This window comes from Erythrobacter fulvus (assembly GCF_028595285.1).
GTDB classification, from domain to species: domain Bacteria; phylum Pseudomonadota; class Alphaproteobacteria; order Sphingomonadales; family Sphingomonadaceae; genus Erythrobacter; species Erythrobacter fulvus.
The window spans coordinates 61,886-75,973 of sequence record NZ_JAQQXQ010000010.1 but is presented as its reverse complement, the minus strand read 5'-3'; the positions used below and the strand labels follow the sequence as shown (position 1 = coordinate 75,973).

The window sequence follows — 14,088 nt, the reverse complement described above, 5'->3', positions numbered from 1 at the left end:
CATGTCCATCAACACCCCCGTGTCGGGCCCCCTCCGGCTCGGCAAGATCGCGCTGCTGCTCGGCACCGCGGCGCTGACCCCGTTCGCCGCGAGCGCGCAGGACGCCGAAACCGAAGTGCAGGAAGAAACCCGCACCAGCGCACTCGACACCATCAACGAAATTCTCGTCACCGGCACCAAGACCCGTGACCCGGAGAACGTGCAGGACGTGCCGCTGGCCGTGACCGCGTTCAATGCGGACACGCTTGAAGCCTTCAAGATCCGCGACATCCAGGGCCTGTCGTTCCAGGCACCGACCGTCAGCCTTGACCAGGTCGGCACCAGCCGCGGCACCGCCAACTTCACCGTTCGCGGCCTCGGCATCAACTCGTCGATCCCCTCGATCGACCCGACCGTCGGCGTGTTCGTTGACGGCGTCTATCTCGGCATCAACGGCGGCGTCGTGTTCGACCTGTTCGACCTTGAAAGCGTCGAAATCCTGCGCGGCCCGCAGGGCGTGCTGTTCGGCCGCAACGTGACCGGCGGTGCGGTGGTGATCAACACCGGCAACCCGACCGAAGATTTCCGCGGCAAGTTCCGTGCGGCGGTCGACGGCCCGGCGCTCGATGGCGGCCGCGGCGGCGCGAACTACACCGTCAGCGGCGTGGTCTCGGGCCCGATCGTCGAAGACGTGCTGCTGTTCAAGGTTGGCGCATACTACAACAAGGACGAAGGTTACTTCACCAACCTGTTCGACGGATCGAACCATGGTGCGGCGGAAACCAAGATCCTGCGCGGCGCTCTCGAAGCACGTCTCGGCGATCTGACCCTGACCGGTAAGCTCGACTATTTCGAAAGCGACGGCGATGGCCCCTCGGCCCAGAACCGCGCGTTCTTCGATCGCAACAGCTTCGACTTCGCGATCGACGAGCCCGGCTTCTACGCCAACGAGATCTGGACCGGATCGCTGACCGCGGAATGGGACATCGGCCCCGGCACGCTGACCAACGTGTTCGGCTATCGCGATTACAAGGCACGCACCCGCGGCGACATCGACGCGACCCCGCTGTTCCTGTTCCACTCCAACTCGCTGACCGAGCAGGACCAGATCTCGAACGAACTGCGCTATGCCATGTCGTTCGACCGCATCGACCTGACCTTCGGCGGTTTCTTCTTCCAGCAGGATCTCGCCTATGACGAAAGCCGCGAGCTGCGTCGTGACCTGCCGCCGGCCTTCCAGCCGCCGGTGTTCTACGGCGGTGGCACGCAGGACCACGAAGTGCTTGGCGTGTTCGCCAATGCCCAGTGGGAATTCGTCGACAACCTGTCGCTGATCGCCGGTATCCGCTGGAACCAGGAAACCAAGGACGCTGCGGTCACCTACATCCTGCCGCGTGCGGCCTGTTCGGTGGTGGCGGGCACCTGCCCGACCGGTACCGAGCCGTTCAACCCGGCGACCGAAACCAACGGATTCACCGATCGCGTGCGGTTCCGCAACGTTTCGCCCAAGCTCGGCCTGCAGTACGAATTCGCCAACAGCCAGATCTACGGTCACTGGAGCCGCGGTTTCCGTTCGGGCGGCTACAACTTCCGCATCACCAACGTTGCCGTATTCAACCGCGCCTTCCTCGCCACCAATTCGCTTGGTTTCGATGAAGAGCAGGTCGACAATTACGAAATCGGCGGCAAATTCCAGACCGATGACGGCTCGTTCACGCTGAACGCGGCGGCCTACATCACCAAGGTCGGCAACATGCAGCGCGAAGTGAACCTTGCCGATCCGGGCGCGGGCGTGGTGCAGAACATCCTCAACACCGCCGATGCGACGATCACCGGCTTCGAAGCCGAAGCGCGCATGCGCGTGTCGGATTCGCTGGCCTTCACCGCCAATATCGGGATCATCGACGCCGAGTATGACGAAGTGCTGTTCGACATCTCGGGTGACGGTGTCATCAACGACACCGATCTGGCGCTGAGCCTGCCGCGCGTTCCCCCGATCACCGTCGGTGCCGGCCTCATCCACGAACTGGATCTCGGCAGCAGCTCGATCCTGACCCGGGTGAACTACCAGTATCGCGACGAGGCGGCCTATACCGACGACAACCTCGGCTGGCTGAACAGCCTGTCGAACCTCGAGGCGAACATCACCTGGAACACCCCGGTCGATGGCCTGTCGCTGTCGCTCTACGGCCGTAACCTGCTCGATCAGGTGCAGGAAGGTGGCGACACGCAGGTTCCGTTCGGTGGCCCGAACTCGACCGGTGTGCGTCGTCCGTTCGGCGCCAACCCGACTGCTGGCACCTTCTCGCCGCTGATGCGCGGCCGCAACGTCGGCATCGAGGCGCTGTTCGAGTTCTGATGCCTTTTGTGGCGATCGCCCCTCCGGGCGATCGTCCTCGCTAGACGCGCAGCAAAACTGCGCTCGCTGCGGGCGGCCAGTCGGCCTTGCGGTCACTATGTGACCGATGCTCGCGGTGAAAACGAAACGGGGCGCTCCGGCAACGGGGCGCCCTTTTTCGTTCAGTCGTCGGCAGTGGCCAGCAGCAGCGCGATGGCGGTGTCGTCGAAGGCGACGAAAGCCCATTCGATCGGCGCGTCGGTGAGAGGGTTCCAACCGAAATACATGCGGTTGGTCACGATCTGCCGCGTGCGGGGATCGAAACACGCGAGGAAATCCCTTGCCATCGCCTGCGCATCGCTCTCGCCCAACCACGGCTGCTGCGGCAAGGCCATGTCATGCGCGAAGGCCTCGACCAGCGCAGCAAGCGCCGCGCGCGGGCCGGCCAGATCACCCTCCGGATCAAGCAGTTCCCAATTGCCGCCGATCGGCCGGTAGCCCAGTCCGCTCACGAAGCTGTCGGCGCAGGCGGCGTGCAGGCCGGGCGGCGTATCGAGCGGCCTGGCGACAAAGCGCACCTCGGCACGCCCGGAGCACAGGCGCGCGCGCCACGCATCGAAAAAAGTGTCGAGCCGGGCGAGCGTGGCGCTCAACCGCGGGCGCCGAACAGCGCGGTGCCGACCCGCACATGGGTCGCGCCGAGCATCACGGCAGTCTCGTAATCGCCGCTCATGCCCATGCTGAGGCCCTTAAGGCCATGATCCGCCGCCAGCTTTGCCAGCAGCGCGAAGAACGGCGCGGGTTCGATATCGGCGGGGGGAATGCACATCAGCCCGGCCAGCGGAATACCGGCTGCACGCACCGCTTCCAGAAACGCAGGCAGATCGGCAATCGGACAGCCGCCCTTCTGCTCCTCGTCGCCGATATTGACCTGCACGAAGCACGGTACGCGCCGTCCTGCCTTGTCCATCGCCTTGGCCAGAGCCGTCAGCAGGCTGGGGCGATCAAGCGAGTGGATGCAGTCGAACAGCGCGACCGCCTCTTCCGCCTTGTTCGATTGCAACTGGCCGATCAGGTGCAGTTCGATATCGGGATGAGCCTCGCGCAGCGCGGGCCACTTGGCGGCGGCCTCCTGCACGCGGTTCTCGCCGAACACGCGCTGGCCTGCATCGATCAGCGGCTGGATTGCGTCCACGCCCTTGGTCTTGCTGACCGCGATCAGGGTGACGTCCTCGGGCTTGCGCCGCGCGGGCTTGCACACGCGGGCGATATTGCCACGGACTTCTTCGAGAGCGGTTGCTGCACTTTCCATGCTCCGCGCTATAGAGATGCGGTGACGCAGATAAAGTCCCTCCCTGATCTCTGGCTGCTCAGCGATGCGCGCAACGATGCCGGGCTGGAGCGCGCGCTGGCGAAGCTGCCGCGCGGGTCTGGCTTCATCTATCGCCATTACCATCTGCCCGATCCGGAGCGTTTCGGGCGCTTCCTTGCGCTGCGCCGCATAGCGCGGGCGCACCGGCACAAGGTGATCCTTGCCGACAGCGCCCTGACCGCGCGCGAATGGGGAGCGGACGGAATCTATGGCGCGGCCCGCAGCCTTTACCCGCGCCGCGCGGGGTTGATCCACCTCGCTACCGCGCACGACATGGCCGAACTGGGCCTTGCCGCAAGGCTGGGCGCGGATGCGGTGCTGCTTTCACCCGTGTTCCCGACCCGCAGCCATCCCGGCGGCGCGGTGCTGGGCCCGGCGCGGTTCCGGCTGCTGGCGCGGCAGATGCGCCTGCCGGTGATCGCGCTCGGCGGGATGAGCGGCACCCGTGCGCGCGCCCTAGGCTGGCCACGCTGGGCGGCGATCGATGCCTTTATCTCCGCACGCCGTCCGGCGCGCGAAATCCTCGCTCATACGGCCTGACAGCCGCATCGCTGCGGGCGGCCGGTCGGCCTTGCGGCGGCTGGGCCGCCGATCAGTCGCCTACGCATGATGCTCGTCCCGCCGCACATCGCTTGACCGGAGTCCACGGAGGATTCATGATGTGTTCCGCTCAGGAGAACCGTCATGGCCACTCGCGCCGTTACCCCACGCAAAGCCGCTGCGCGCAAATCCGATGCCGAATGGCGCGCCGGGCTGCGCCGTGGCCTGCGCCGTCTGGCACAGATGACGGGCGCGGGGCTGCTGCTGGGCGCAACCATCTTCCTTGCGCTGGCGCTGGTGAGCTACACCCAGACCGATCCCAGTTCATCGACTGCCGCCGATCCGCAAATCGTCGCCAACTGGATGGGCAGCGCGGGCGCATGGGTGGCTGACAGTGTGCTGCTGGTGTTCGGCTATCCCGCGGCACTGCTGCTGCCCTTGCTCTATGTCTCGGCGCGCAAGCTGTGGCGCGATGTCGAGAACGGGGACGAGGCGGAGACCACCCCGTGGTGGCTGCCCACCGGCCTGCTACTGATCGCCATGACGCTGCTGGCCAGCGTGCTCAGCCTCGCCTTTCCCGGCCCCGGCGGCACCTTGCCGGCGCAGGCGGGGGGCCTTGCCGGCCTGCTCGGTGCAGGGGCGATTCAGGCGCTGGCGGCGCGGATCGCCGGCGATGCGCAGGGCTGGGTAATCCTCGGCGCGGCGCTGACCTGCCTCGCGGTGGGTGTCGCGCTGCTTACCCGCATCTTCGCGATCGACTGGCGGGTGCTGATGAGCCTGCCCGAATTTCTCGGCGGCGGATCGCTGTCCGGATTGCTGCGCCGCCTGCCCTTCGTCGGGCGCAAGGCAGCACCTGCGCTCGCCTTTGCCGATGACGAGGATGAAGCCGACGCCGCACCGCGCCCGCGCCGCATGGCAAAGGGCGATGCCGCCCCTGCCGAAACCGACGACCGCCCGCGCCGCGCGCCGGAAATCAGCGATCCTTCCGCCCCGCCCAAGCGCGCCGTCGCGGCCAAGGCCGCCCAGCGCGACATGTTCGCCGCCTTCAACCTGCCGAGCCTCGACCTGCTGGCCGAGCCCCCGGCGGACAAGGCGCCCAAGCTCGACAAGATGGCGCTGGAACGCAACGCCCGCCTGCTCGAAAACGTGCTCGACGATTTCAACGTGAAGGGCGAAATCACCGCGGTGCGCACCGGCCCGGTGGTGACGATGTACGAGCTGGAGCCCGCCCCCGGCATCAAGGCCAGCCGCGTGGTCGGCCTGGCCGAGGATATCGCCCGCAACATGAGCGCGATCAGCGCGCGCGTCTCCCCCATTCCGGGGCGCACGGTGATGGGCATAGAACTGCCCAATCAGGATCGCCAGATGGTGATGCTGAAGGAACTGGCCGCCTGCGCCGCCTTTGCCGATGCCAAGGGCAATCTGCCGATCATCCTTGGCAAGGATATCGCTGGCGAGCCGGTGATCGCCGATCTTGCCGCTATGCCGCACCTGCTGGTCGCGGGCACCACGGGTTCGGGCAAGTCGGTGGGGCTGAACGTCATTCTGCTCAGCCTGCTCTACCGCTTCACGCCATCCGAACTGCGCCTGATCCTGATCGATCCCAAGGTGCTGGAACTGAAAACCTACGACGATATCCCGCACCTTCTTTCGCCCGTGGTCACCGAACCGCACAAGTCGGTGCGTGCATTGAAATGGGCGGTCGAGGAGATGGAGCGGCGGTATCGCATGATGAGCGCGATTTCCTCGCGCAACATCAACTCCTTCAACGAAAAGGTTTCCGCAGCGATCGCCAAGGGCAAGCCGCTCGGGCGCCGGGTGCAGACCGGGTTCGATCCCGAAACCGGGGAACAGCTGTTCGAGGAAGAACAGCTCGATTACGAACCTCTGCCGCAGATCGTGCTGATCGTCGACGAACTGGCCGATCTGATGGTGACGGTGGGCAAGGAAATCGAAGTGCTGATCCAGCGCCTCTCGCAGAAATCGCGCGCTGCCGGCATCCACCTCATCATGGCGACACAGCGCCCCTCGGTCGACGTCATCACCGGCGTCATCAAGGCCAACCTGCCGACCCGCATCAGCTTCAAGGTGACCAGCCGGATCGACAGCCGCACCATCCTTGGCGAACAGGGCGCGGAACAGCTGCTCGGGCGCGGCGACATGCTCTACAAGCCCAATACAGGCGCGATGGTGCGCGTCCACGGCCCGTTCGTCAGCGACGAGGAAGTGGAGGCGGTTGCCGATTTCTGGCGCGGACAGGGCGCACCCGAATATGTCGATGCCGTGACCGAGGAACCGGAAGACGGCGGCGGCTTCGGCTTCGAGGACGAATTCACCGCCTCGGACAACCCCGAAGAGCGTAAGTATCGCCAAGCCTGCCAGATCGTGATCGAAAACCAGAAAGCCTCGGGTTCGTGGCTCCAGCGCCAGATGGGCGTGGGCTACAACACCGCCGCCAAATGGATCGAGCGGATGGAGAGCGAAGGCCTCGTCGGCCCGCCCAACCATGTCGGCCGGCGCGAGATCTTCCGCGATCGCGACGGGAATCCCTTGTGATCGCGCGCAACTGACGACGGGGCGGGCGTCACGCTCTGGCTTTCCCGCATCGGTGCACAAATACAACGCCTCAAAACTGTAAGACGGCGGTAACTTGCGCTTCATCCAATCGTCGTTTCCCCGTCACCAAGCGGTGCCACGGGCAAGGCCTCTCTCATGCAACAGGGAAGCCAGAACATGACCCGCACCGCCTTCACTCGCGTTTCGACGATCGCACTCGCCACCACCCTCGCCGCCGTGCCGCAGGCTGCGTTCGCGCAGGACGACACCGCGAGCGCCGGGGAACAAGCCTCGGACAACCAGATCATCGTCACCGCGCAGAAGATCGAACAGCGCGCGCTCGACGTGCCGATCACCATCAGCGCGGTCACCGGCGAGCGTATCCGCGAGCTGGGCGTGAATGATCTCGACGAGCTGTCGAACTACATCCCCGGCCTCAACATTCAGGAACAGAGCGCCAATAACCCCGGCGTGGTGATCCGCGGCATCACTTCGGACAGCGGATCGGCCCAGCAGGGCCCGCGCGTCACGCTCTATTACAACGGCGTCGACATCTCGCGTTCGCGCGGCAGCTATCAGGCGATCTACGATCTTGAGCGGGTCGAGGTGATCAAGGGCCCGCAGGCGACCCTGTTCGGCACGGCCAGCGCGGTGGGTGCGATCAGCCTCGTTTCCGCCCGCCCGCGCGAAGGCGTTTCCGGCCAGCTCACCGGCGGTTACGGCAATTTCAACCAGACGCTGCTTTCGGGCTTCCTCAATGCGGGGTCCGACGTGCTGGCAGGCCGCATCGCCTTCGAATGGCGCACCCGCGACGGTTATGTGAAGAACCTTTCCGAAAATCAGGAAGAGGATCTGTATGCGCAGGACCAGCTCGGCGTGCGCGCCTCGCTGCGCTATGCCCCGACAGCCGATTTCACGCTCGATGTCATCGGCACCTATGATCAGCAGAGAAACGGCGGCACCCCGTTCATTTCCGGCACTTTCCCGGCCTTCCGCGGCGCGCCGGGCGGAGCGGCCAATGCCTTCCAGAACGCCAATCTCGGCGGCAATCCGGCGGGCGCGGCGGCGCTTGGCGATGACCAGCTCGGCCTGAACCGCGAAGTCTATGACCTTAATATTACGGCCGAATACCAGTTCGCCGACGAATGGACCTTCACCACCGTCAACGGCTACCGCGAATTCGACAGCCGCGAAGTGTTCGACGCCGACGGTTCGGCGGCGCCTTTCCTCGAATTCGCGGAAATCGCCGATGGCTGGCAGATCAGCCACGAAGGCCGCTTCACCTATGCGGGCGAGAAACTGCGCGCCAGCGCGGGCTGGAACCTGTTCATCGAAGACGGCCGCCAGAACGTGCCCTTCGCAACCGAGGAGGGCACGTATCTCCAGTGCCTCACCAGCCTGTTCGGTGCGCCGCTGATCCCCGGCATCCCCTGCGTCGCGCCCAATGGCAGCGTTCCGGCTGCGGGGGTGACAGGCCTGCTGACCGGCGGGGCGGTGGAGGCCATTCCCTATTCCTCGGTGTTCGAGAACCAGGGCCGTAACGAAGCCTATTCGGTGTTCGCCGATGTCACCTGGCTGGCGACCGACGCGCTTGAACTGACGGCGGGCGTGCGCTTCCTCGATGAATATCGCCGTTCGGGCTTCTTTGCCGCCGTGCCCAATGCGGTGCTGAGCGGTGCGCCGCTGATCCCTGGTCAGATCGACACGCGGGGCCAGACTTTCACCGCCGACGACAGCTTCCAGGCGGTGCTGCCGCGCTTCAACGCGCTGTACCGGATCACCGACGACGTGAACGTCTTCGCCACCGTGTCCAAGGGCCGCCGCTCGCCGGTCGTGCAGGTCAATGCCGCACGCAGCGGCGGGGGCGTGGTGCCCAACGTGCAGAACATCTCCGAGGAAATCGTCTGGAACTACGAAGGCGGGATCAAGCTCGCCAGCGGGCCGGTGTCGGGCTCGCTCGGGGTCTATTACCAGGTCTATGACGACTTCCAGGTCTCGATCGCCCAGCTCGACGATCAGGGCAACCCGACCGGCGCCTTCGTTACGGCCAGCGCGGGCAGCGCCAAAAACCTCGGCGTGGAAGCCGAACTTTCGGTCAGGCTGGCCGACTGGCTGCGTGCATTCGGCAATGTCGGCTATATCGACGGCGGCATCGACGAGGACGGCGCGTTCTCGCCCGCCTTCTCGGGCGCGCGCTTCCGGCTCCAGCCCGAATGGCAGGCAGCCGGCGGCTTCACCGTCGATTACGAATTCGCAAGCGGGGTGCGCTTCTTCCTGACGCCCAGCATCACCCACCGCAGCCGGATCTTCTTCGAAGTGCCCAACAACCCGCTGATCTCGCAAGAGGCGGTGACGCTGGTGAACGCGCGCGGCGGCATGAGCTTTGCCGACGGGCGTTACGAGATCGCCGGCTTCATCCGCAACGCCACGGGCGAAGACTATCTGCTCGATGCCGGCAATACCGGCGGGGCCTTCGGCATCCCGACCTTCATTCCCGCCGAGCCGCGCTTTTACGGAGTGCAGCTGACAGCCCGGTTCTGACCGGCCGCGACCGCACGGCGCCAAGGATTAAAGGGGCGGGAGGCCAGCGCGGCTTCCCGCCCCTTTTTTTGCGCTCTCGCGGCACGAATTTGATGGTTTATGGGCGTGGTTAGCATTTTCTAAAGAACCTCCCCGTAGCCCTACGTAAATCAACGGGGGCCAAGACCATGAACCACATGCTGCGTATCGCAGGCCGGATGATGCTCGCCGGCCTTGCCCTGGCGGCCGCATCGCGGACCGTAGCGCAGGACGAGGGCTGGCAGCTCCAACCCGACGCGCGCATCGAGGTGCAGACCGTCAGCGCCCAGACCACAACCCGCGACAATGATCTGATCGTCGACGGCGAGGCGATTTCGGTGCGTGGACAGGTGGGCCTTGCGCTGGAAAAGCGCGGGGTTCGGCTGCGGGTAGAGGCCGACCGGATCGAGGTCTTCCGGCTTGGCGAAGGGCGGCGCGACATCGCCCGCGACCGCTTCAGCGCGACTGTCCAGACCGACATCGAAAAGGACTGGGAGCTGCAATTGCAGGCCCGCCATTACGACGATGTGGTGTCGGTCGAATCCAATGATACCGACGAATGGCAAGGATCGGCGCGGGTCACCTGGGAACCGAAGCGCGAACACCGCCTGCGGTTGCAGGGCACCTGGCGGGAACGCGAATATGCCAATGGCGCCAATGCCGAAACCACCGGCGAAGGCGCGCGCGTCGATGCACAATATCGCCGCCGCTTCGGCCGTTACCACTATCTCGCCTTCGACCTGCGCGCGGAATCGATCCGTTCGGACGATGCCCGGCGCGGCTACGAACGCGATTCCGCAGGCGTCGCCTATACCCGACCGATCACCCCCGACCTGCGCGTGCGCCCGGCGATCGAGGTGATCCGCACCCGGTTCGACGGCCGCCTGACCGATACCGGCGAACGCCGCCGCGACAGCCTTGTCGTGCCCGAGGTGGAACTGCTGTGGTGGCCGGGCAAGTGGCGGATAGAGGCCGAGGCCAAGTATATCTTCGCCGGCAGCAACGAGCCTGTGCGCGAGCGCGAGGGCTATCGCCTGTCTGTTTCGGTCGGGTATGCTTTCTGAGCTGATCTCCACAATCCGACGGATACGGGAGCGCGCGACCCCTCAGGTCAAGCGCCCCTTCTATATCGGCCTGACCGTCGGCGCGGTGATCGCGGCGCTGGTGGCGCTGGGCATTGCCAATACCGAAGTCTTCTTCGCGCTGCCTTCTTCCTTCGAAGGGGTGGCGACATCGCAGGCGATCTGGGGCCTGAAGCCGTCCAACCTGCTGATGGTTCTGCCGCTCGGCGCGTTTCTGGTGGTGCTGGCGCGCAGTTTCGTCGGTGTGAAGGCGTTCGGCCTGTTCACCCCCATGCTGATCGCACTGGCGTTTCTGCAGATCGGGCCGGTGATGGGCCCGGTGGTGCTGTGTTCCTCGGTGCTGACCGGGATGATCGTCACCCCGTCCCTGCTCAAGCTGCGCATGACCCGCGTGGGCTTTCTCGGCGTGCTGATCTCGCTGATCGTACTGGTGCTGGTGGCGATGCAGCTGATCCTCGACACCCAGCTTCAGGTCGATGCCTTCCCGGTGATTGTCTGCGCCCTGTGCGTGGAGCGGTGGTGGAAGCAGTGGGGCAAGGACGGGGCCAAGGCGGCAGCAAAGATGGCGCTCAACACCTTCCTCCTCGCGATCGTGATCGAATTCGTGATGGTCAGCCATTTCGCGCTGGCGCTGATCGAATGGTCGCCGTTGCTGATGCCCGCCTTCACCGCCGTGGCGATCGCCATTCTGGGCCGGTATCGCGGATTGCGCCTGTCGGAAATCCATCGCTTCGCCCCGATCTGGCTCGAACGCCGGCGGCAGGCGCGGCAAAGGGCCGATGCCGACCAGCTCGAACTCGATCTCGAACCGGTCGATTGGGAAGAACGCCTCGCCAATGCGCCTCCGCTCGACGGCATATGGGTGATCAGTTCGCCCGAGGACCTCGCGCCTGGACGACGAAGGCGGGTTCCACAGCCCGTTACCCCCAACAAGGAGGCCCAGTTCGGGCCTCTGTCCGGCAACAATGGCCGAACGATGATCCACAATGCGTGGATCATCCGGTCGGTTGAGGACGTTTGAGATGCTGAAGCTGTTTCGCAAACCCCGGCCAAATTACGATGCCCTGAGCAAGCTGCGCCCGCCGTCGCTGGAGGGGATGGACGAAATCCTCGGGATCAACATGCGCAACGCGCTGATCGCCAAATATAATCCGCGCCACGCAATCGAGCGGGCACGCGACAAGGTGGCGGCCAAAGTGGCGCTGGAAGCGGCAGGTATCGCCTGCACCGGCACAGTGGCGGTGATCGACGACCATCAGAAGCTGGGAGCCTTCAAGCCGAGCCGGGACATGCCCGATGCCTGGGCGATCAAGCCCGCGCGCGGATCGCAGGGCGACGGCATTCTCCTTGCCGTCCGGCGCGAGGGCAACACCTGGTACAAGGGATCGGGCGCCCCGCTGACCGAGGAAGCGGTGATGCACCACATCCAGAAGGTCGTCGATGGCGGCTTTTCGGGCGATTCCGCCGCCGAGGATGCGGCGCTGATCGAACCGCTGATCATCGCCGACCCGGCATTGTCGCGGATCGTGCCCGAAGGCCTGCCCGATCTGCGCGTCATCAGCCTTCACCACAACCCGCTGATGGCAATGGTGCGGCTGCCGACGCTCGAGAGCGACGGCAAGGCCAACCTCCACCAACGCGCGATCGGTGCAGGGATCGACATGGAGACCGGCCGCATCACCCGCGCGGTCGTCAAAGGCACGCCCATCACCCACCACCCCGATACCGGCGTGAACCTGATCGGGTTCGAGATTCCGGGATGGGAGCGCGTGCTCGAACTGGCGGCGAAATGCGGGCCGGCGGTGGGGCTGGGTTACTGCGGGGCGGACATCGTGCTCGACGTCAACGATGGCCCGCTGGTGATCGAGGTGAACGCCCACCCGGGGATCGAGATCCAGAACATCTGTCAGGCCGGGCTCAAGGTCCGGATTGCGGCGACGGGGGAGGATTTCCGCTAGATTCGATCATGATCGCAGGCACGGGCCGTTCTTCCGGTGGCGCATCGCGCGCGGCGCGTTCTTCGGTCGTGAGCGGACGGAAACGGATCGCAACCGGCGTGAAGCTGCCGTCGTCGCGCTGGCGGATGGTGACGATCCCGCGCTGGTCACCGTCGCGCAGCTGGGCATCGATCATCGCCGCCTTGTACTGATCGAGATAGAGCCGCCCGCGTTCGAGGCTGGTCATGCCGTAGACATGGTCTTCTTCCGCACTCAGTGGATAGGCGCAGGCGGCCAGATCGGCCTCGCTCTCCAGCGGCGTCGCGCTATCAAGCCGCGGCGCCTCGCCCGAGAGGCACAGGAACGCGAGCCCGCTCTCGGCCACGGCGCCTTCCAGCGGCCAGTCATAGGTGAATTCGACATAATGCCCACGCAGCATGTCGCGCGGGTCATAGCCCATCACCGGCACCTCCCATTCGGTGCCCTGATTATAGGTGTTGTGGCTCTGCCCCCACAGCATCGCCAGCCCGAGAGCCGGGAGCAGCACGGCGGCAAGGCGCAAAAGCCGGTTCATGCCGCGTCCTCCCTGGGCGGGGCGAAGGTCTTGGACACCCGCACCGCGGCCCACGCCACGCCAAGTATCATGATGCCCGACAGGATCAGGCCAAAGCCGCTCGCCAGCAAGTCTCCCGCCAGCTCGAAACTGAGGATGATGAGCCGCAGCGCGATTCCCGCCACCGCCAGCTGGAACAACCCGCGCCAGTGCGCGGCGAGCGCCGCGGCAGCGATGCCCACCCACAGCGCCATGAACAGCGCGGCGGCAGGCACGGTTAGATCATTCGCGCCCCATGCCAGCGGCAGCAATAGTCCCGCCGCAGCGATGATCGCTCCCGACATGCGGCCCGACATGCCGGGCCGCGCCACCATCACGCCAAGGCCAGCGAGCACGCCGACGGCGCCGCGCAGCGCCATCGGGCCAAGATCGAACGGGGTCGGGCCTTCATCGAACCCTCCCGCGCTCGCCATCGCACAGGCAAGCGAGGCTCCGCCGACCGCGTAGGCCAGAGCAAGCTGTTCCAGCTGCTGCCAGAATTCGGCCCGCGCGCCAAAACCGCGCCGCCACGCGGCCAGCGGTGCGAACAGCACCGGCAGCGCCGTCACCAGCGCCAGACACGCCATCGGGGGCACATTCTCGCGCATGCCGAACAGGAAATGATCGTATGAGCCGAGGTATTCCCACACGCACCACACCCCGCCGCCCATCAACGTCGTCGCCGCCAGCCGGCCGCGCCCGCTTATCAGCAGCAGCGGCGCGAACAGCACCAGCCACGCAGCCAGCGGCTGCCACAGCGGGGCGGAGGTCTGGTAGACCTGTCCGACATGCCCGAAAAACGTCAGGCCCAGCGCGGCGGTAACGAACAGCAGCGCCTCGGCCGCCCAGGGGGAGACCGCCGCCAGCCGATCTTCGCGCAGAAACAGCGCCGCGAGCGCAGCAATGATCAGCATCAGATGGACGGCAAGGCGCACCTGCCCGGGAATATCTTCCCAGTTGGCGGCGATGACGGAGACCAGCCCCAGCCCGATCGCCAGCGCGCCGATGCCGAACACCGCCCACAGCGCCAGCGGGCGGGCATGTTCGGTTTCGTAGGCAAGCAGCCGGTCGCGCGTGGCCGCGTCGATCAGTCCGGCTTCGTGCCATGCGGCGATCTTGCGGGCGCTCATAAG

11 protein-coding genes are annotated in these 14,088 nt (G+C 65.8%); 7 read left to right on the top strand and 4 right to left on the bottom strand.

What is annotated here, in order from left to right; translation table 11 throughout:
- The first annotated feature begins 1 nt into the window (after position 1).
- Positions 2-2,338, top strand: a complete 2,337-nt coding sequence (locus OIK40_RS12685; protein WP_273678715.1) for a TonB-dependent receptor — start codon at positions 2-4, stop codon at positions 2,336-2,338.
- A gap of 161 nt (positions 2,339-2,499) precedes the next feature.
- Here the strand turns inward: OIK40_RS12685 and OIK40_RS12680 are convergent, their stop codons facing one another.
- Both OIK40_RS12680 and OIK40_RS12675 read right to left on the bottom strand, forming a co-directional pair.
- Complete coding sequence (locus OIK40_RS12680) at positions 2,500-2,970, bottom strand: hypothetical protein (RefSeq protein ID WP_273678714.1); 471 nt, start codon at positions 2,968-2,970, stop codon at positions 2,500-2,502.
- Entirely contained in the window at positions 2,967-3,629 is a 663-nt protein-coding gene (locus tag OIK40_RS12675) for a YggS family pyridoxal phosphate-dependent enzyme (protein ID WP_273678713.1), read from the bottom strand. Before OIK40_RS12675 ends, OIK40_RS12680 begins: the two co-directional genes overlap by 4 nt.
- A gap of 21 nt (positions 3,630-3,650) precedes the next feature.
- Here OIK40_RS12675 and OIK40_RS12670 point away from each other — a divergent pair, with 21 nt between their 5' ends.
- The 6 genes from OIK40_RS12670 to OIK40_RS12645 all read left to right on the top strand — a co-directional run bounded on the left by OIK40_RS12670 (position 3,651) and on the right by OIK40_RS12645 (position 12,384).
- The gene (locus tag OIK40_RS12670) at positions 3,651-4,229 is read left to right on the top strand and encodes a thiamine phosphate synthase (protein ID WP_273678712.1); all 579 of its coding nucleotides are present in this window, start codon (positions 3,651-3,653) and stop codon (positions 4,227-4,229) included.
- Positions 4,230-4,373: 144 nt separating this feature from the next.
- Entirely contained in the window at positions 4,374-6,785 is a 2,412-nt protein-coding gene (locus tag OIK40_RS12665; protein ID WP_273678711.1) for an FtsK/SpoIIIE family DNA translocase, read from the top strand.
- 177 nt (positions 6,786-6,962) lie between these two features.
- On the top strand, positions 6,963-9,326 hold the full coding sequence (locus OIK40_RS12660) for a TonB-dependent receptor (protein ID WP_273678710.1): 2,364 nt from the start codon (positions 6,963-6,965) through the stop codon (positions 9,324-9,326).
- Positions 9,327-9,493: 167 nt separating this feature from the next.
- Positions 9,494-10,408 carry a BamA/TamA family outer membrane protein gene (locus tag OIK40_RS12655; RefSeq protein ID WP_273678709.1) on the top strand — a complete coding sequence of 305 codons (915 nt, stop codon included), beginning with the start codon at positions 9,494-9,496 and terminating at the stop codon, positions 10,406-10,408.
- Positions 10,398-11,447, top strand: coding sequence for a 7TM domain-containing protein (locus OIK40_RS12650; protein ID WP_273678708.1), 1,050 nt, complete (start codon positions 10,398-10,400; stop codon positions 11,445-11,447). Before OIK40_RS12655 ends, OIK40_RS12650 begins: the two co-directional genes overlap by 11 nt.
- A gap of 1 nt (position 11,448) precedes the next feature.
- Positions 11,449-12,384: a sugar-transfer associated ATP-grasp domain-containing protein gene (locus OIK40_RS12645; protein WP_273678707.1), complete on the top strand. Its 936-nt coding sequence runs from the start codon at positions 11,449-11,451 to the stop codon at positions 12,382-12,384.
- Here OIK40_RS12645 and OIK40_RS12640 read toward each other — a convergent pair.
- Positions 12,344-12,937: a GDYXXLXY domain-containing protein gene (locus OIK40_RS12640; protein ID WP_273678706.1), complete on the bottom strand. Its 594-nt coding sequence runs from the start codon at positions 12,935-12,937 to the stop codon at positions 12,344-12,346. The two genes, OIK40_RS12645 and OIK40_RS12640, sit on opposite strands and share 41 nt — an antisense overlap.
- Positions 12,934-14,085 (bottom strand): DUF2157 domain-containing protein, encoded by a 1,152-nt coding sequence (locus tag OIK40_RS12635; RefSeq protein ID WP_273678705.1) that lies wholly within the window; start codon positions 14,083-14,085, stop codon positions 12,934-12,936. Before OIK40_RS12635 ends, OIK40_RS12640 begins: the two co-directional genes overlap by 4 nt.
- Positions 14,086-14,088: the final 3 nt, after the last annotated feature.